Source organism: Maridesulfovibrio spiralis (SeqCode) (genome assembly GCF_048571135.1).
GTDB classification, from domain to species: domain Bacteria; phylum Desulfobacterota; class Desulfovibrionia; order Desulfovibrionales; family Desulfovibrionaceae; genus Maridesulfovibrio; species Maridesulfovibrio spiralis.
Window position 1 is genome coordinate 975016 of sequence record NZ_CP182344.1, and the last position, 18228, is coordinate 993243.

16 protein-coding genes are annotated in these 18228 nt (G+C 50.6%); 12 read left to right on the forward strand and 4 right to left on the reverse strand.

Annotated features, from left to right (window positions below):
- Nucleotides 1-32: 32 nt before the first annotated feature.
- The gene (locus ACNI29_RS04395; protein ID WP_419780971.1) at nucleotides 33-1910 is read left to right on the forward strand and encodes a TPR end-of-group domain-containing protein; all 1878 of its coding nucleotides are present in this window, start codon (nucleotides 33-35) and stop codon (nucleotides 1908-1910) included.
- Between the two features lie 56 nt (nucleotides 1911-1966).
- Here the strand turns inward: ACNI29_RS04395 and ACNI29_RS04400 are convergent, their stop codons facing one another.
- Nucleotides 1967-2167, reverse strand: a complete 201-nt coding sequence (locus ACNI29_RS04400) for a hypothetical protein (RefSeq protein ID WP_419780972.1) — start codon at nucleotides 2165-2167, stop codon at nucleotides 1967-1969.
- 3 nt (nucleotides 2168-2170) lie between these two features.
- On the reverse strand, nucleotides 2171-3589 hold the full coding sequence (locus tag ACNI29_RS04405) for a mannose-1-phosphate guanylyltransferase/mannose-6-phosphate isomerase (RefSeq protein WP_419780973.1): 1419 nt from the start codon (nucleotides 3587-3589) through the stop codon (nucleotides 2171-2173).
- 178 nt (nucleotides 3590-3767) lie between these two features.
- Here ACNI29_RS04405 and ACNI29_RS04410 point away from each other — a divergent pair, with 178 nt between their 5' ends.
- Both ACNI29_RS04410 and ychF read left to right on the forward strand, forming a co-directional pair.
- A complete protein-coding gene (locus ACNI29_RS04410; protein ID WP_419780974.1) occupies nucleotides 3768-5765 on the forward strand; it encodes a hypothetical protein in 1998 nt (665 codons plus the stop codon).
- Nucleotides 5766-5966: 201 nt separating this feature from the next.
- The gene (gene ychF, locus ACNI29_RS04415) at nucleotides 5967-7067 is read left to right on the forward strand and encodes a redox-regulated ATPase YchF (RefSeq protein WP_419780975.1); all 1101 of its coding nucleotides are present in this window, start codon (nucleotides 5967-5969) and stop codon (nucleotides 7065-7067) included.
- A gap of 181 nt (nucleotides 7068-7248) precedes the next feature.
- Here ychF and ACNI29_RS04420 read toward each other — a convergent pair whose 3' ends face one another.
- Complete coding sequence (locus ACNI29_RS04420; RefSeq protein ID WP_419780976.1) at nucleotides 7249-8172, reverse strand: DMT family transporter; 924 nt, start codon at nucleotides 8170-8172, stop codon at nucleotides 7249-7251.
- Between the two features lie 190 nt (nucleotides 8173-8362).
- On the opposite strand from ACNI29_RS04420, the gene ACNI29_RS04425 reads away from it, so the two are divergent.
- Nucleotides 8363-9463 (forward strand): hypothetical protein, encoded by a 1101-nt coding sequence (locus ACNI29_RS04425; RefSeq protein WP_419780977.1) that lies wholly within the window; start codon nucleotides 8363-8365, stop codon nucleotides 9461-9463.
- Between the two features lie 35 nt (nucleotides 9464-9498).
- Here the strand turns inward: ACNI29_RS04425 and ACNI29_RS04430 are convergent, their stop codons facing one another.
- Entirely contained in the window at nucleotides 9499-9930 is a 432-nt protein-coding gene (locus ACNI29_RS04430) for a PACE efflux transporter (protein WP_419780978.1), read from the reverse strand.
- Between the two features lie 126 nt (nucleotides 9931-10056).
- Here ACNI29_RS04430 and pseF point away from each other — a divergent pair, with 126 nt between their 5' ends.
- From pseF to ACNI29_RS04470, 8 genes are all read left to right on the forward strand, one after another.
- Nucleotides 10057-10743, forward strand: coding sequence for a pseudaminic acid cytidylyltransferase (gene pseF, locus ACNI29_RS04435; RefSeq protein WP_419780979.1), 687 nt, complete (start codon nucleotides 10057-10059; stop codon nucleotides 10741-10743).
- Nucleotides 10733-11755: a PseG/SpsG family protein gene (locus ACNI29_RS04440; RefSeq protein ID WP_419782085.1), complete on the forward strand. Its 1023-nt coding sequence runs from the start codon at nucleotides 10733-10735 to the stop codon at nucleotides 11753-11755. Before pseF ends, ACNI29_RS04440 begins: the two co-directional genes overlap by 11 nt.
- A 125-nt stretch (nucleotides 11756-11880) precedes the next feature.
- Nucleotides 11881-12795 (forward strand): methyltransferase domain-containing protein, encoded by a 915-nt coding sequence (locus tag ACNI29_RS04445; protein WP_419780980.1) that lies wholly within the window; start codon nucleotides 11881-11883, stop codon nucleotides 12793-12795.
- Nucleotides 12796-12813: 18 nt separating this feature from the next.
- On the forward strand, nucleotides 12814-13563 hold the full coding sequence (locus ACNI29_RS04450) for an SDR family NAD(P)-dependent oxidoreductase (protein WP_419780981.1): 750 nt from the start codon (nucleotides 12814-12816) through the stop codon (nucleotides 13561-13563).
- Nucleotides 13564-13572: 9 nt separating this feature from the next.
- Nucleotides 13573-14427, forward strand: coding sequence for a transketolase (locus ACNI29_RS04455; protein WP_419780982.1), 855 nt, complete (start codon nucleotides 13573-13575; stop codon nucleotides 14425-14427).
- Nucleotides 14427-15356 (forward strand): transketolase family protein, encoded by a 930-nt coding sequence (locus ACNI29_RS04460; RefSeq protein ID WP_419780983.1) that lies wholly within the window; start codon nucleotides 14427-14429, stop codon nucleotides 15354-15356. The genes ACNI29_RS04455 and ACNI29_RS04460 overlap by 1 nt, the downstream gene beginning before the upstream one ends.
- A 9-nt stretch (nucleotides 15357-15365) precedes the next feature.
- Nucleotides 15366-16910, forward strand: coding sequence for a TIGR04372 family glycosyltransferase (locus ACNI29_RS04465; RefSeq protein ID WP_419780984.1), 1545 nt, complete (start codon nucleotides 15366-15368; stop codon nucleotides 16908-16910).
- Nucleotides 16910-18115 (forward strand): methyltransferase domain-containing protein, encoded by a 1206-nt coding sequence (locus ACNI29_RS04470; protein WP_419780985.1) that lies wholly within the window; start codon nucleotides 16910-16912, stop codon nucleotides 18113-18115. The genes ACNI29_RS04465 and ACNI29_RS04470 overlap by 1 nt, the downstream gene beginning before the upstream one ends.
- Nucleotides 18116-18228: the final 113 nt, after the last annotated feature.

The window sequence follows — 18228 nt, forward strand, 5'->3', positions numbered from 1 at the left end:
GATTAAGAACTTCGTTCAGTTGGAGTGAATATATGAGTCGGGGAAATGGATTAATGCGCTTTATTTCTATGATGCTGCTTGCCCTTGTTTTGGTGATCGGGGTTTGTGGGGGTGTGGGGGCTGCGGCTGAACCGCAAGACACCGCCGTCCAAATTCAGAAATTGCAGAATGATCTTTTCAAGCTTGAAACTGAAATGCGTAAGAATGCTGCTGTTCAAGAAATGAAAATTGAGAATAGTAATGATCGGTTGGTGGAGGTTAAGGACTGGGTAACCAATAGAGAAAATGTATCTACTTATTGGTATTACGCCCTTATGTTCTGTTCCGGCATTATGGGAATATACATGGCGGGTGTTGCTGTCTGGTTTACTATTAATAACAGGCAAAACCGTGCTGAATTAAAAGCTGAGACAAAAGAAGCAAAAGAATCATTCGAAAAAGAAATCAAAGAGACTCTTAATGAGATCAAGGGTAATGCTGAACACCAAAAAGAAACAATAGAAAAAGACAAAAAAGAATTCGAAGAAAAGCTAAACAAACTTTTTGATGAAAAGAAAAATGAAATTAATATCTTGAAAGAAGAATGCCAAGATCTGAAGGAAGAATGTGGAAAACTAAAAGACAGATGTAAATTTAACGCAGACCAATCAGATGAAATTCTTGAAGAGCATCAAGAGAAAGTTAGAAATATCAAATATGATAACAAGATTGAGGACATGGACGATGAGACAAAAGAAGCTGTCGAAGATGTTGCCTCTAGTAAATCTGAAGAATTTTTCACTAGCCTTAAGGCAAGGGCTTTAAAGCACGAGATGAATGAGCAATGGGATAAAGCACTACGTATATGGCAGACAATAGAGCAAGAATTTCCTGACCATGGTGAAACTAACTTCAAAATTGGTAACTTGTACCAACAAATGTACAAGCAGGAATCAGACCCAAAAGTTAAATCCGAATACTTTGAGAAAAGCTCTCACCACTACCGAGAAGCTACAATTGAAGACCCAAAAGACACTGCGGCGTGGAACAACTGGGCACTTCTTTTAGCAGATAGGGCAAAACAAGCTAACGGTGAAGAAAAATTAAAACTATGGAATGAAGCGGCAGATAAATATAAAAAAGCTACGGACATTAACCCTAAATTATCTGCGGCATGGTACAACTGGGCACTTCTTTTAGCAGATAGGGCAAAACAAGCTAACGGTGAAGAAAAATTAAAACTATGGAATGAAGCCGAAGACAAATACAAAAAAACTACGGACATTAGTCAAGATGACTTTAACACTTGGAACAACTGGGCAGTTCTTTTAACAGAGAAGGCAAAGCAAGCTAACGAGGAAGATAGATTAAAGCTCTGGGATAGAGCTGAAGATAAATTCAATAAAGCTACGGATATTAACCCAGAAGACTTTAAGGCATGGAACAACTGGGCACTTCTGTTAGCTGATAGGGCAAAGCAAGCTAATGGAGAAGAAAAAATAACACTATGGAATAATGCGGAAGACAAATATAAAAAAGCCACCGACATTAAACCAGAATTATATGGGGTATGGTACAACTGGGCAATATTATTAGCATCCAAAGCGACAGTAGATCCTCAAAACATTGACAACAATTTGCTTGAACAAGCGAAAGAAAAAGCACTTCGTGCTGAAGAAATTTTAGAAGGCAAAGGAGCATATAACCTCGCCTGCATAGCCTCACTTCAATCTCAATTCGAAGATTGCAAAAAGTGGCTTTTAGCTAGGAAGAATAGTGAGCTAGGATTTCCCCCCTGCAACCACCTAAGATCCGACACAGACTTCGATAACATCCGCAACCACCCAGACTACAAAGACTGGTTCAACGACTTCGTAGAACAACTCTGCAAAGAAGAACAAGACAAGCCTGACGCAACAGACTCAGAATAAAAAATAGGCGAAGAGCAAAAGCTCTTCGCCTATTTCAGTTTCAAGTTAAAAAATCTTTATGGTGCTTCTTCGCCTTTATCAGTCCCCCAAGAATCCAACCATTCAAAAACCCTGTCGCCCTCAACAAAGTTCCCGGCTTCTATGCTTTTAAGGGCTGCCACGGTCTGCTGATTGATCAACTCATCGGTGCGTGCCTGAATCTTTTCCTGCCGCTCCTTTGGCATCTCATTTACGATATCTTTAAGACTTTTTGCCATCCCCTACTCCGCAGACCGCCCATAAACATCCTCAAACCTCTGGATATCATCCTCACCGAGATAACTACCGGTCTGGACCTCGATCAACTCAAGGTCAATCTTGCCGGGATTCTCCAAGCGGTGCATGGTTCCCAAGGGGATGTATGTGGACTGATCCTCGCGCAGAAGGACTTCCTCATCTCCGACCCGCACTTTGGCGGTTCCTTTGACAACTACCCAGTGCTCGGCGCGGTGATGGTGCTTTTGCAGGGAGAGAACTCCCCCCGGCTTGACGATTATCCGCTTGACCTGAAAGCGGTCCCCGGTATCCACGGATTCGTATGATCCCCAAGGGCGGTAGACCCGGCGGTGATGCTCGGCTTCTTCGCGTCCCTGCTCTTTGAGCTTGTTCACCAGCCCTGAAACTTCCTGCCCGTGTTCGCGTCCGGCAACCAGTACCGCATCCGTAGTTTCAACCACGATGACATCATCAACACCGACCACTCCGAGCAAGCGGCTGGACGAATGCAGAAAACTGTTACCGACATTCTTTGCCAGCACATCTCCAGTAATAACGTTCCCGGCGGAATCGGACTCCCTTTCATTCATCAGGGAATCCCATGAACCGATGTCGGACCAGCCGCCGTCAAACGGGACCACGCTGAGATTATCGACCTTTTCAATCACCGCATAGTCCACTGATTCTGCGGGGCTGGACATGAAGCTTTCTTCATCAAGGCGCACAAAATCCAGATCAACACGCGCCTTTTCCACCGCAGCCTGACAGGAAGAATAAATCTCAGGTTCCAGCTCTTGCAGATGTTCCAGAAATACGTCCGGGCTGAACAGAAAAATCCCGGCATTCCATAAATATTCCCCGGATCGCAGATATGATTTTGCGGTTTCAAGATCAGGTTTTTCAACAAATGCCTGAACTAACTGCGGAACCATCGGTTCGAACTCTCCGCTGGTGCGTATATAGCCGTACCCGATTTCCGGGCGATCCGGGACAATGCCGAACAGGACAAGATCACCGCTGCGGGCAGACTGCACTGCGGCACTGATGGCTGAATTGAATTTTTCCAGATTATGGATGGCATGATCCGAAGGCATAACCAGCATTAACGCATCCGGGTCTTTCTCACGCACATGAAAGGCTGCGGCAGCAATGGCTGGGGCGGAATTACGGCCCTGCGGTTCCAGAAAGATCGCTTCCGGCTTGATCCCGGCAGAGCGCAGCTCCTCGGCAACCATGAAACGGTAGCTTTCATTGCAGACCACAATAGGCGCGCCGGAATCATCAAGCGCGCAACCGCGTTCCACGGTATTGCGCAGCAGTGAGTGATCCCCGGTGAGATTTAAAAGCTGCTTGGGGTGGTTCTTGCGTGAAAGAGGCCAGAGTCTGGTTCCGCTGCCGCCGGAAAGGATAACCGGTACAATCATATCTTTAACCTGCCAGAAAATATGTTCAGGACAAAATTCCAGTATTTATTCAGCGGTTAAAATACACGCATCATGGATTCAGCGCAAACAAAAGGGTTAAACAAAACCTTGCCTTAGACTGCCGATTAAAGATATCCAAATTTCCTGATCACCCTTAACTTTTCACCCGGATAGCCATATGCCCGTAACTTCTTCAGTCAAATCCATCGCAATCCTTCTTTCCAGCAATTTGAGTATTAAACGGCTGCTCCCTTTTGCAAAAGAGGCACATACCAGAGGGCATAAGGTTCTGTTTCTGAACATGGTGCAGGAAAATGAAGAAGAGTTGCGTAAATACGGTGAAGTCGAAACACTCAGGTCAGTGGATCTGAGGCATCGGCAGGATATTGATGTTCTTTTCACGGTGGACAGCTGTGTGAATAAACCGCAGGGCAGCAAGGTCGTTTCAGTACCGCACTTCCATTCCGACATCAGCCCGGACAATACGGATGCTGAAAACTACTATGCCTACATGAGCCAGTTGGCGGGTTCCGATTACCTGATTTTAGGACATAAGAACCTGCATAAATTCAAGGGCGAGGATTTTGAATACTCCTTAAGCCTGATCCCGGAAGAGTTACATCTCCCGGAAACCAGTTCGAACATAATCCCTGCCGGATACCCGTCGCTGGATGTCCTCGCGGAACAGATCAATAAACATCAGGTGAAGCAGGACTGCATTCTCTACGCTAGCACATACGACTACGCGCAGACACGGCATGAATACCAGACACAAATCGACATTCTCGAAACACTGGCCCACAAATTTCCCGATAAGGAAATCATTTTCCGCCCCCTTCCAGCTGCGCTTGCCCGTCATGACGGGGCTGCAATTTATGAACAGGTAACCTCCAAGAATATCAGCCTCGATATTTCAAACAGCAATATTGAACAATACGCCAGGGCAGCGTTGCTGATTACAGATACCTCCACAACAGCAGACACGTTTAGCTACGCGACCCTGCGTCCTCATATCCAGTGCCAGATGCACGGATTCCGGAAAGAATTAAGAAGTAAAACAGCAGGTTGGATTGTCCATTCACAGGAACAACTTGAGCAGGTGCTGAATTCCATCAATCTGGAACCCGGATTTTACGCTGAAGAAATACTTAGACAACGCGACGGACAATTCTGTTCCGTGCAGGAAACAGCCGCGAATATTATTGACCACATTGAATGCATCTGCACCGGAAAGCCCCGCAAAGGCTGGCTAAATGTCCAAAGAAAGATTGATCCCAACCTAAAGGATTTAACAGACGCAGAGTTCCTGAAAACAATTGAAGAAACTCCGGCCGGGGCCAGAAAATCCTACTTTATCTCCTGCGCCGGATTCTATTCCACTTTTTCCGAACGCCCGCGTTCATACATGGACCTGTTTAACTGGTTTCGATCCCACCAGTCCCTGAGCAGGGTCAATGCCCACAATCTGACCTGCTTTTTCATTAAAAACGGGACGATAAGGATTGTCGACCATACCGATCTTCACAATATGAATGCAGAACAGGCGACTGTTCCTTTTTATCTAAATTGCAGCCATAACGTGACCACCGAAGATTTCACTTTAAACACCGATTTCATGCGCAGATCTTTTGCAGGCTACACCGGGGCAGGAGCAGAAGAAAAAGGTAATTACCATGCACTCAAAGATATTATAGCCGGTCATGACCGGGCCTACATAGCCATCGGCAGCGACGAAATGTATTCAAGAATGGCAACAGCATTCGACTTGTACTACCATGCCCGCCTTAAAGGGCTGGAAATAGTCTCACCAGAAGTGCTGCATTACACTGCCGTGAAAGTTACCGGAGAAAACACGGTCAAGCGGATGCTCGCATGGGAATGCCGCAAGGGAAGGGAGTCAGGCAGTTTCGGGCCGTTCATGATCTGGGGCAGCTCCGGCTATTACCAACAGCTCAAAAAGAATAATGAACTACCTGACATGAAAGACTGCCTTGGCTTCATCGACAGCAATACAGCGTCTCAGGGCAGCAAGGTGGATGGACTTTCGGTCTATGCTCTGCCGGATGCATTACGCATCACCGATGAACCGTTTGCCGTAATTATTGCCGCCTCCTACATTTACCATGAAGAGATTCTTGCAGCACTCAAAGAGGGATTAAGCAGGAAAGACACATAATCAGCACTTGCCCATCCCCGCAAAGACGGGTATTGAGGGGCCGCAACACGTGATATTATCTTTATAGATAAGCAAAACGAAAATTTTACCTTTCACGGCACATCATCCCGGATAATTTTACTTTTTCATGCGATTTTCATTGTATGTGCGGGACTTTTGCGGCGTGGAAAGGAATTTATATTTTTTGAGGAGATTTTTATTATGGCTCTCAGTATCGGTATCGTGGGACTGCCCAACGTCGGTAAATCCACCCTTTTCAATGCCCTGACCAAGGCCCAGAATGCGGAAAGCGCGAACTACGCTTTCTGTACCATCGAACCCAACAAGGCTGTCGTTCCCGTACCGGACGAGCGCATCGACAAGCTGGCCGAGCTGGTTAATCCCCAGCGCGTACAGCAGTCCACTGTTGACTTCATCGATATCGCGGGTCTCGTAGAAGGCGCGAGCAAGGGTGAAGGTCTCGGTAACAAGTTCCTCGGCAACATCCGCGAGACACAGGCGATCCTCCACGTTGTGCGCTGCTTTGACAACGACGACGTTATCCACGTTGCCAACTCCGTTGATCCCATGCGCGACATCGACGTAATCGAAACCGAACTGATCCTCGCCGACGTACAGGCTCTCGACACCCGCGTCGAAGGCATGAAGAAAAAGATCAAGGGCGACAAGACCCTCGGTCCCAAGATTGCCGAAGCTGAAAAACTGCTTGAGCACCTCAACGAAGGCAACCCCGTCAGCACATACGGCGATCTGGACACCGACAACATGGCTGAGATGCTGCGCGACCTGCGCCTCATCACCGCAAAGAACGTGATCTACTGCGCCAACGTTGACGAAGAAGGTCTCACCGAAGACAACGACTACGTTAAAAAAGTACGCGCACTGGCAGAAGAACGCGGTGCTGAGTTCGTAAAGATTTCCGCTAAGATGGAAGAAGAACTGGTCGGCCTTGATGAAGAGGAATACAACGAATTTCTCGAGTCCTACGGTGTAACCGAGTCCGGTCTGGCTAAAATCATCCGCACCGGTTTCCACACCCTCGGCATGATCAGCTACTTCACCGCCGGTGTTAAAGAAGTCCGCGCATGGACAATCCATGACGGCGACAAAGCACCCCGCGCAGCAGCAGCCATCCATACCGACTTCGAACGCGGTTTCATCCGCGCTGAAGTTATCGGTTATGACGACTACGTTAAGCACAAATCAGAAGCAGCCTGCCGCGCAGCCGGCGTGCTCCGCTCCGAAGGTAAGGAATACATCGTTAAAGACGGCGATGTTATCCATTTCCTGTTTAATGTTTAGATTGCCTCCGGAGGCCCTTCGGGGAGCCTCCCGGCGGGCGCCTTCAGCGGGACCAAAGAAACTTTTTGAAAAAAGTTTCTCTGGACTCTTCAAAAACTTTTAGTAAGGCTTCGCCGCTGCGGATTTCAAATCTGGATCAAATTTATCCCGCAATATATTGAATGATATTGCGGGATTTTTCTTACCTTTTCTTCAAAACAATCACCCCGATCACAATCAGGAAACAGCCTGCCCATTGTTCAATACTCATGTATTCGCCAAGAACCGGGATCGCTACCAGCGCGGTCATCATGGGTTCCACGGTCAGCAGAATGTTGACCACAGAGGGCGAAAGATGGTTGAAGCTGGCGGTAATCAATGTCCAACCGGTCATGGATGGGCCGAGCGCGAGAGTCAGGATACAGGCCCAGCCTTTCCAGTCCACACCGGGCATGAGCAGGCCTGCCGGATTCGGAGCTGTTCCGGGTATTACGCCTTGTGCCCCAAGATTAAGCACCAGCATGTAGACAGCAGCGATGCCGAAGACGTGCATCATTGTGCTGTATGAATTGATACCCCGCCTGGCGCACTCCCGCCCCAAAAGCGCGTACATCGAAAAAAACACACTGGAAAGCAGCCCCAGAAACATGCCCATTGGGGTCAGCGAAAAGTCGGACATTCCCTGAATTCCGCAGACAAGGGCGCATCCGAAAAGGCAGAAAAAAATTGAAGGCAGGATGCGCAGGGTCGGCCTTTCCCCGCCAAGCCACCATTGCGCCAGCACCGTGATCGGCACCGAGACATAGACCAGCACGGTGGAAACCCCTGCACCGTTATAATAAACAGACCCGCCCCAGATTCCGTTCAATCCGGTCAGAACCATTCCGTAAACAGCCAGCAATCCGAGATTATCCCGCTCAAACTTGAGCAGATGCGGCTTAAAAATACGCAGCCCGATCATCAGAAAACTGCAGACGAAAAGATTACGCCAGAAGGTGACCACAAAAATAGGCTGGGCGTAATCCACGACCATAATTTTTATGAAAATTCCCACAAGGGAAATGAGCGCGGCCCCGGAAAGAACCTGTGCTATTCCGACACTTGTGGAAGATTTTAATTTCAGCATTTTAATTATCCTTGCAAAATATTCCCACCGGCTGCGAACAGCGGAGGAGCACAATATTTCAGGAGTTTGAAATTTCAAAGCGAAATCTATCAAGTGAGGACTCACTGGTTTTCTTAATTTGACTGAACCGGGTAGCGGCGGCTAGATACAGTTATTGAAAACAAAACAAACACAGCGAGGTTTTCCATATATGTCCAAGTCGCTGCAAAGACTCATAACCGCCCTGCTGCTGTTCCTGCTTGGCGGATTCATCCTGTTCATGCTCAATCAGATAGCCGGATTGGCCCAGCTCTGTGCGCTATATTTTCCGGCATCGCATGACTACGTTCTTTTCGGGCTAAGCGGGCTGTTCATGATCATCTGTTTAAGCCCGTTCGTTATCCATTTCTTCCGGCCCGGTCCGCTGGTCATGCCGGATAACCCTACCCCGTCGGAACAACAGGAGTTTATCCGCAAGCTCCGTAAAAGGCTGCGTGGCAATAAGTATGTGTGTCAAGCCGGACTCGCGCTTTCCACCACCGAAGAGCTGGACATCGCCCTTGAACATCTGGACCGCATCTCCAGCCAGAAGATGAAAACCGTGGCTTCAAGAATTTTCCTGTCTACCGCCATCTCCCAGAACGGACAGCTTGATTCTTTCATCGTACTCGGCACGCTGACCAAGCTGGTCTGGGATGTATCCAAGATATACAACCAGCGGCCCTCCATGCGTGATATGCTTGCCGTCTACGCCAATGTGGCAGGTACGGCCTTCTTCGCCAGCGCTGTAGAAGAGCTTGATATTCAGGCGCAGATTGAAGCGATAATGTCTCCGGTACTGGCCGGTTCGGCACTGGGCATGATTCCAGGAGCCAGCGGACTGACCTCCATCGTCACCGCTTCGATTCTGGACGGCTCCACCAATGCTTTCCTTGCGCTGCGAGTCGGCATAATTACCCGTGGGCATTTCAATTTCCACGCGGAACGGAACTCTCCCGGCTACCGCAGGGCCGTCCTGCGTGAAGCCGCAGGCATGCTGCTCTCCATCGCCATGGGCTCAACCAAGACCATAACAACCGCCTATCTGAAAACAATCACCGGGGCAGCCGGGGAAAAAGCAGCCAATGCCGCAAAAAAAGTTGCCGACTCCACCAGCAAAGCAGCCAAATACTCAGCACAGCAGGTTGGAAAAGTTGCCCGCTTCGCTACATTCAGGAGTGAAAAAGAGGAAGAACCGGAACCGGAACCGGAACCGGAAGAGGAACAGAAAAAGAAATCGGGAATGTTTAAAAATTTCTTTGGCAGGAAATAAAAAATGGTGGTTCGTATTTCGAACCACCATTTTATTTAGGCATTCTCAGCCGCTACAGGCATAGGAAAGATGATGTCGTACACCCAGTTGTAAACAAAGGCATAGACCAGAAAGAAAAGCGCAAAACCAATGTCAGCAATGAGAGCATGCCAGAGGGTCATATCCAACCACCATGCCACGAAGGGTACGGTTATGGTCAAAAGCGACAGTTCAAACAGAACGGCATGTAAAACACGCATCCACGCAGGGCGGACGTTTACCGGTCTTTTCAAGGCCACAAGAACCTTATCGAAAATGAGGTTGTAAAGATAGTTGCAGACCATGGCAGTCATGGAAATGGCGATACTCATGATCCCGATCCGGCTCATATCTTTATCAAGAAGCCATGAAGCCAACGGGGTGCAGGAGCAAAGTCCGATAATCTCAAATAAAAGTGTATGTCTTATTCTGTCAGCAGTTGTTCTCATGGGTTTGAAGATACTGCCGGAAATCAACTGCTTCAAGATTATTATTCAAAAAGATATTAATTGTTTTCAGCATGATACTATAATATAAGAGAGACCACTCATTAAAAAACTGCCGGAGGAAGAAGAGTGCAGGTAGCAATTATCCCGGCCCGTGGCGGCAGCAAACGCATCCCTAAAAAATCAATCCGACCTTTTCTGGGCAAGCCACTTATCGCATACACTATCGAAGCCGCCCGCAATAGCGGATTTTTCGACCATATTCTGGTCAGCACTGACAGCGAAGAATTCGCAGACATTGCCCGTGAATACGGAGCGGAAGTTCCCTTCATGCGCCCGCCGGAGCTCTCAGACGACTTCACCCCCACCCAGCCCGTAATCGACCATGCCTTAAGCTGGGTCCGGGAAAACTGGGGGGAGCCGGAACGGTATTGCCAGTTCTACGCCAACCCCTTTGTCACTGCCGGGAATATTCGCGGCGGATATGAAATGTTGCGCGAACACCGGGCCAATTGCGTTCTTGGAGTTGCGGAATTCCCTTTCCCCATCCTGCGCTCATTCAAGAAGAACGACCTGGGCGGCATTGAATACGCCTTCCCGGAATACGCACCCTGCCGATCGCAGGACCTGCCTGTTTTTTTTCACGATGCGGCCCAGTTCTACTGGATGGAACTGACCGACATCCCGGAAGACCGCAGCGAAAGCCTCAACATGCCCTACTTCCTGCCCCGCTACATGGTGGTGGATATAGACACCGAAGAAGACTGGCACATTGCCGAGCGGCTCTACCAAGCCTTTATGTGTGATGAAGAGTAACAGCCCGGTAATTTTCCTTTGCGAGGCCGGGCCGCAAACCGGATTCGGCCACGCCGGACGCTGCATGGCTATAGCCGCAGCCCTTCGCGAGGGGCACGGAAGGGAATCAGTATTCGGGTTCAGGGGCGAACGTGCTGCGGCAAGGAAAATCGAAGACGCCGGATTCAAGGTTATTCCGTTAAGCGACTTCAACAACTGGAACTTCGACACTGAATCCGCTCTTATTCTCGACCTGCGCATCCCACTGGAACAATCTTTCTTTGAGCGGGCCAAGGCAGCGGACAAACTGCTCGTTTCCATTGATGACCCCACACCCAACCGCCTGCATAGCGATCTGGCCTTCTACCCGCCCGTACCGCAGTTTCATGAACTGGACTGGAACGTCCCCGGCAACGCAGCATATGGCGGAACCATCCATCGCGGCTGGGAATTCATTCCCCTGCGCAAAGAGTTCCAACTTGCTGATAGTAGCAAGGCACAATCTTCCCCACCCGGAATTTTAATCACCATGGGCGGCAGCGATCCCCATGCCCTGACTCTGAAGATTCTCCACGCCCTAAAATCAGTTCCCGGAGAGTGGCGGGCAGAAGTTGTAATCGGTCCCATGTTCAATAATCTGGACAAAATCGACCGGATAGCGGTAGAGCACGGAAAGCAGGTGAAATTACTGCATCATATAAAGGATATGTCCCGGCCAATGCAGAAGTGCGACGCAGCCATAGCTTCTTTCGGCATGACTGCTTATGAACTGGCGGCTTGCGGAGTTCCGCAACTGCTGCTTTGCCTGAGCGAAGATCACGCCCGCTCGGCATCGGCATTGCATGCATCCGGAGCAGCGGTTTCAATGGGAAAATTTGACCGCATCAGCGAGCAAAAACTTGCTGTAGAGTTGCAAAATTTCATTTCCGATCGGGTTGCGTTACAGTCCATGACTGCAAAAGCTGCCGCACTGGGAATCAGAAACGGAGCCATGAATATCGCAAACTGTATTGAAAGCAGTCTCGCCCCCTAATAGGGTTTCCAAAGGGGATTATTCCCTTTGGTCCCGCTGAAGGCGCCCGCCGGGAGGCCCCTCGGAGAGCTAATCCTATAAAAGCGCAAAGCGCATCAAATTGCCTCAAAGACCGGAGCAAAATTTTGAGTGACAGAAAATGCTGGATCGACCACAGCGGCATCGTACTCCATTCTGTTGATGGATTCGACATAATCCATTGTGAAAGCTGCGGCTTCAAGCACATTATCCCCATTCCCGATGAAGAGGAACTGGAACGTATTTACAAGCATGAGTACCATGTCAAAGACAAACCGCTCATGCTTCAGCACCAGTTGGAAGACAGGGAATGGCATGCTGCCACTGCTGCTGCCCGGCTGGAAACAATCGAAAAACAGCTGAAGCGCAAAGGTTCCCTGTTGGATATCGGCTCCGGCAACGGCTTTTTCATGAAACAGGCTGTGGAAATGGGCTGGCAGGCCAAGGGAGTAGAACCTGCGGACAAGGCGGTCGAATACTGCCAATCCATCGGCCTTGATGTCATTCACGGTGTCTTTGACCGGCAATGCGCCGACTCCATCGGCAAATTTGATGTGGTCCACCTCTGGGAAGTGCTCGAACACCTGCCTGATCCGGCTGGCATGCTGAACCTCTGCCGTCAGGTGCTTAACCCCGGCGGCATGGTTGTCATCGGCGTACCCAACGATTACAACAAGCTGCAAAAAATAATGTCTGAAGATCTCGGCGAAAAACCATGGTGGCTGGCTCCGCCGCACCATATCAATTTCTTCAACCGCAGTTCCCTTGAACGCCTGCTGCGCAGGCTTGATTTTGAACCGTTGCATTATGAAGTCACATTTCCCATGGAACTGTTCCTGCTCATGGGCAGGAACTACCTGTATAACCCGGAACTGGGCCGCGAATGCCACGCCATGCGCAAGAAACTTGAAATGACCCTGACCCGCAGCGGAAACCGCGATGTGCTGGACAAATTATACACAAGCTTTGCCGAGGCCGGATTCGGCCGCCACGCAGTGCTCATGGCCGGAAAAAAGAACTAACGACCTACACAGATAAAAATGCAGAAATTAAAAGATAAAATCGCGCTGATCACCGGAGGCGGACGCGGCATCGGCAAGGCCATCAGCCACAAACTTGCAGCCGAAGGTGCGCAGGTAATCCTGACCTTTGTACATGACCGTGAAAGCGCAGAACAGACCGCAGCAGAAATTTCCAAAGAAGGCGGCAAAGCCCGCATCCTGCAACTTGAAGTCAGCGACCCGGATTCCGTGGACGCAGTGGTTGCCGATATCGGCAACAGCGAAAGCAGGCTCGACATTCTGGTCAACAATGCCGGAATCAATGATCCGCAGGATTTCGACAAGATCACCCCGGATGAATGGGACCGCATCATGTCCGTGAATCTGAAAGGCCCTTTCCTGTGCACCCAGCGTTGCCTTGAGTTGCTCAAGAAAAGCAGAGGGGGAAGCGTGATCAATATCGGTTCGGTCAGCGGTCAGTACGGCGGACCGCGCACCGCGCATTACGCAGCCAGCAAGGCCGGACTCATCTCCATGACTCAGGTTGCGGCACGCTTCGGGGCCGAGTGGAACATCCGCTGCAACACCGTTGCCGCAGGGCTGGTGGTTTCCGATATGGCTGATGCGGGCCTGCAAAACCCGGCAGTACAGAAAGCTGCGGAAAACGTGCTCCTGAAAAGGTTCGCGGCAGCTTCGGAAGTCGCGGACAGTGTGGCCTACCTTGCATCTGACGAATCATCCTACATTACCGCCCAGACCATCAACGTCAATGGCGGACTGTATTTCTAAGGAGCGACAATGAATCAGACCAAAGACATGGACCAGCCCGCCTATACGGAACTTGAAAATTTCGCCGCCGAACTGCGTAAATCGATCATCACCATGAACTGCTATGCCGGGTCCGGGCATCCGGGCGGTTCCCTTTCCTGTGTGGAAATCGTCAGCTGGCTCTTTGACCGCGAAATGAAATTCAGCCCTGAAAACATGACTGATCCCGACAGGGACCGCTTCATCCTTTCCAAAGGCCACTCCTGCCTGACCCTCTACGCCGCACTGGCGGAAAAAGGTTTCTTCTCAAAGGATGAATTCAAGAAACTGCGCCACGCCGACGGCATCCTGCAAGGCCACCCGGACCGGATCAAGACGCCGGGAGTGGAATTCAACTCCGGCTCACTGGGGCAGGGTTTTTCTTTCGCACTTGGCTGCGCGCTGGGAGCAAAACGGGCCAAACGCGACAACCGCACCTACGTCCTGCTCGGCGACGGGGAACTGAACGAAGGCCAGATCTGGGAAGGCTGTATGTTCGGCGCGCACCACAAGCTGGACAACATCGTTGCCGTTGTGGATTACAACAAATTTCAAAGCGACGACCTCAACGAAAACATCACCGCCCTTGAACCTTTGAACGACAAATTCAAGGCTTTCGGCTGGCAGGTCATTGAAATCAACGGGCACGACTTCCATGAGATTGAAAACGCCTTCTACCGGGCGCGGACAACTGCGGGCAAACCGACCATGATCATTGCCCACACGGTCAAAGGCAAAGGGATTTCATACATGGAAAACGTCCCCAAATGGCACGGCAGCCTCTGCCCCACCGGGGAGGAACGGGAATGCGCTTTGCGTGAATGCGGATGCGGAGGACTTGAATAATGGAAAATATGCGCGATGCTTTCGGCAAGGCCCTTGTGGAACTTGCCGCCGTCCGTGACGATTTCGTAGTCCTTGATGCCGATGTTGCCGGGGGAACCGGAACATACCATTTCCGAGAAGCTTACCCTGAACGCTTCATCCAGTGCGCCATTGCGGAACAGAATATGTTTTCCATGGCTGCGGGGCTGGCAGAATCGGGAATTATTCCCATTGTGACCTGCTACGCGGTCTTTGCTTCCATGCGTGCGCTGGAACAGGCCCGCAACTCCATCGCCTACCCGGATTTCAATGTTAAGATCGCGGCCAGCCACTTAGGGCTTGATGTGGGACCGGACGGAGCCACCCATCAGGCTCTTGAGGATATTTCAATATACCGGGCCATTCCCAACATGACCGTTGTCTCCCCGGCTGACCAGCATGAACTGCGCGCAGTGCTGCCCCACATTCTGGATAACCACGGGCCGCTCTACCTGCGCACCGGACGCAGCCCCCTGCCGGATGTTTTTGATGCAGACTCAAAATTCGAACCGGGCAAAGCCCAACGGCTTGCCGAAGGCAAAGACTGCACCATCATGGCTGTCGGAGTCATGGTTCACCGGGCCGTAGCAGCCGCCAAGCAGCTTGCCGCCGAAGGTATCTCCTGCCGCGTGCTGAATATGAGCTGGCTGAAGCCCATGGATGAAGAAGCGGTCATCAAGGCCGCCAAAGAGACAGGAGCCGTTGTCAGCTGCGAAGACCACAACAAATACGGCGGACTCGGCGGTGCAATCATGGAGATTGTCTGCGAGAACCATCCTGTTCCCGTGGAACGTGTCGCCATCAATGATGTTTTCGGAAGCTCCGGCGAACCGGAAGATCTGGCCCGTGAATATGGACTGATGCCCGAAGATATCGCTGCTGCGGTTCGCAAGGTCCTGAAACGCAAATAGCGGGGTAAAATGGTTGACCGTAAACGGCTGCTCATCATCGGCACTGCCCAGCAATGCCACATCAGGGACTACCTTGATCAGGTAGACCGCGACCAAGCGGAGGCAGTACTCCTGCTTCCGGAGCGGGACAGGGGTGCTTTTGATGGAGAAAAAACCATTTTCTTTTCCGGCACATTCCACCCTTTTTTCCCGCCCCTGCTGAAAGCAATACTCTCCTTCAGGCCGCACGAAATAATCATCGTCTGCGGCCTGAGCTATGATCATGACAACGTGGTCCGGGCGGCTTCCTTTTTCACGAATTTCTACAAGCCGGACATCAAGACCTGCGTCAGGAATACCGTTACCCCGGCAGATCAAAGACTGCGTTCGAGGCCGCTCAAGGAAATCGCCAAATGGGCTTTTCTCGGCTCACTGGCCCTGCTGCTCAAGGCAAGTTCCCTTTTCAAAAACATCCGCGTTTCTGAAATATACTCCTCCCGTCTCGGACATCTGGCCCTTGATTGCGAGCTTTACCTTTCCGAGAAAGAGCTGGGCCGCCATGACGGCTATCTCGACCTGTTCTGCTTCAAGGACGGGCAGGTTGCCAACAGGACACTGGGTCGGCTTTTTGCCCGGAAGATGCGCATCCGCACATGGCACAGCCATCTTCTGGAAGCGGTCAGAATATTCAATCTCAGCCATAAGCATGAGCTGCTTTTAAACACCCGCGCCAAATCCTTTGCCCGCGATTATGAATGCCTGATCCAGCAGACCGATACCCATGTCGGCTTTAGCAGCGCAGAACAGGAACAGGGCAGGAACGAGCTTCGGGCCTTGGGACTTGATCCTGAAAAGCCGCACGTCTGCCTGTTGGGCCGCGATTCTGCCTTCCTGCAACAGACCATGCCCGAAAGCGACGGAGACATGCAGGAACCCCGCAACATGGATATTTCCACTTTCCGGTCCGGGGCTGAGGAGCTTTTGCGGCTGGGCTATAACGTCATCAGGATTGGCAGCATCGTACAGGAGCCGCTTGAAATAGATCATCCCAACTACGTGGATTATGCCTGCAGCGGCAGACAGAATGACTTCATGGACATCTACCTGCCCGCAAGTTGCAGATTTTTTATCGGTGTCCAGAGCGGTCCCATGCATATAGCCAATATTTTCCGTATTCCCTGCCTGCGGGTCAATGTCGCACGGCTGGAAATTATCGAGTACTGCTCCCCGGAAGATCTGGCTTTGTTTAAACTGGTCCGCTCAAAATCAAACGGACAAATTTTAAGCGTTCCTGAAATAATTACCCTCGGAATCAGTAAATGGGCCATTGAAAACTTTGCAGATTCCGATTTTGAGGTTATCGACAATACTGAAGAAGAACTTCTGGAAGCAATTAAGGAAATGCATTCACGCATCAGCGGAGAGTGGCACTCAACGGGTAAACAGATGGAGTTGCAGTCCCGATACCGTTCATGCCTTGGGGTTTCAGACTATAATTCACGGCTTGAGACTCCCATAAGTACTCATTTCCTGCTCCAACATGCGGACGAACTCTTTAAACTGGAAGGAAGCTGATGGATAATCCGATTATTCTTGTACAAGCGGCATCGAGAGCATGGAGCGGAGCACCGGACTGGTGCATGAACGAAGTGGACGACCGCCCGGTGGTTGCCCTGACCATTGAAAGTGCGCTCAAAGAATTTCCTGAAGCGGATATACGTATCATCGCCCCTGAATTTGACCGAGGCGGCAGGCTGGATGAAATACCGGAAATGTTCCCGGAGCAGAAGGTTTCCGTATACTACGGCTACGATGAAAGCCCTTTGGAGCGCATGATCGCTGCTCTTGATGACACAGAGGACGATACCCTTTTCATCCGGGCCGACGGGCTGCATTTCGGCTGGCTGGCAGATCACGCCCGGACCATGTTTGAAAAAGCGGAAAAAGACGGTCTTGATTGCATCAAAACCGAAGACGATTTCCCCATCCAGCTTACAGCTGATATCTACAGGCTGTCAGCACTGAAAAGAGTGCTCTCCCTGCTGGACGAGCGGTCCAACGACGCCCCTTTCCGGGTCCATCCCAAATTTTTCATGTTCAATGAAAGCGACGAATTCAAATGTGCCCATGTTGCCGGACCTGCGGTTAGTGAACAGTGGCTCAAACAATGCCGCGAAACCGCCGAACAGGTTTATGTGGCCGGAAACATGAATGTGGGCCAGCACAAGGGAATCAGTGCCGGGGATCAGCTTACCTTTCATTATGAACTGGCCCTTGATCACATCGGCCCCGAAGCCTGTGTTCTGGACTGTGCGTGCGGGCCCGGTTACGGCGCACGCATCCTCGCCGGAAAAGCACAGAAAGTAGTTGCCGCCGATCTTGATATCGAGACCGTGCGCAAGGCTTCGTCCGGCAAGTATTTCGATAACATCACCTTCCAGACCGGGGATGTAACCTCGCTGGGTTTCGAAGACGGACACTTTGACGCCATCACCAGTTTCGAAACTGTGGAGCACGTCAATCCCGGGCCGTATTTCAAGGAAATGGAGCGGGTGCTCAAGCCGGGCGGGATGCTCATCCTCAGTACGCCCCAGAACAGCCTCGGACATATTCCGGTCAACTCCCAGCACCTGCATGAATTCTCCCTACAGGAGATCCAAGGATTGTGTTCCGAACATTTTGAAATCATGCAGACCACAGGCATCAAGCAGGGCCGCATTGTCTTCCCCGATGATCCCAAAGGGCAGAACACCTTCATGGTCTGCCGCAAACCTGTTTAAATTTGGATGCGCTTCGCGCTTTTAAGAATGAAAGAGTATGCCTCCGGCGGCTTAAACCCTTTTGCAAAAGGGTTTAAGAATCCCAAAACCTTTTATTAAGGCTTCGCCGCTAA

Coding starts and splice junctions, on each gene's coding strand:
- ACNI29_RS04465 (WP_419780984.1), top strand. CDS start 15,366: ATGGTTGACCGTAAACGGCTGCTCATCATCGGCACTGCCCAGCAATGC.
- ychF (WP_419780975.1), top strand. CDS start 5,967: ATGGCTCTCAGTATCGGTATCGTGGGACTGCCCAACGTCGGTAAATCC.
- ACNI29_RS04395 (WP_419780971.1), top strand. CDS start 33: ATGAGTCGGGGAAATGGATTAATGCGCTTTATTTCTATGATGCTGCTT.
- ACNI29_RS04420 (WP_419780976.1), bottom strand. CDS start 8,172: ATGCTGAAATTAAAATCTTCCACAAGTGTCGGAATAGCACAGGTTCTT.
- ACNI29_RS04455 (WP_419780982.1), top strand. CDS start 13,573: ATGAATCAGACCAAAGACATGGACCAGCCCGCCTATACGGAACTTGAA.
- ACNI29_RS04400 (WP_419780972.1), bottom strand. CDS start 2,167: ATGGCAAAAAGTCTTAAAGATATCGTAAATGAGATGCCAAAGGAGCGG.
- ACNI29_RS04430 (WP_419780978.1), bottom strand. CDS start 9,930: ATGAGAACAACTGCTGACAGAATAAGACATACACTTTTATTTGAGATT.
- ACNI29_RS04410 (WP_419780974.1), top strand. CDS start 3,768: ATGCCCGTAACTTCTTCAGTCAAATCCATCGCAATCCTTCTTTCCAGC.
- ACNI29_RS04440 (WP_419782085.1), top strand. CDS start 10,733: ATGAAGAGTAACAGCCCGGTAATTTTCCTTTGCGAGGCCGGGCCGCAA.
- ACNI29_RS04470 (WP_419780985.1), top strand. CDS start 16,910: ATGGATAATCCGATTATTCTTGTACAAGCGGCATCGAGAGCATGGAGC.
- ACNI29_RS04405 (WP_419780973.1), bottom strand. CDS start 3,589: ATGATTGTACCGGTTATCCTTTCCGGCGGCAGCGGAACCAGACTCTGG.
- ACNI29_RS04425 (WP_419780977.1), top strand. CDS start 8,363: ATGTCCAAGTCGCTGCAAAGACTCATAACCGCCCTGCTGCTGTTCCTG.
- ACNI29_RS04460 (WP_419780983.1), top strand. CDS start 14,427: ATGGAAAATATGCGCGATGCTTTCGGCAAGGCCCTTGTGGAACTTGCC.
- ACNI29_RS04450 (WP_419780981.1), top strand. CDS start 12,814: ATGCAGAAATTAAAAGATAAAATCGCGCTGATCACCGGAGGCGGACGC.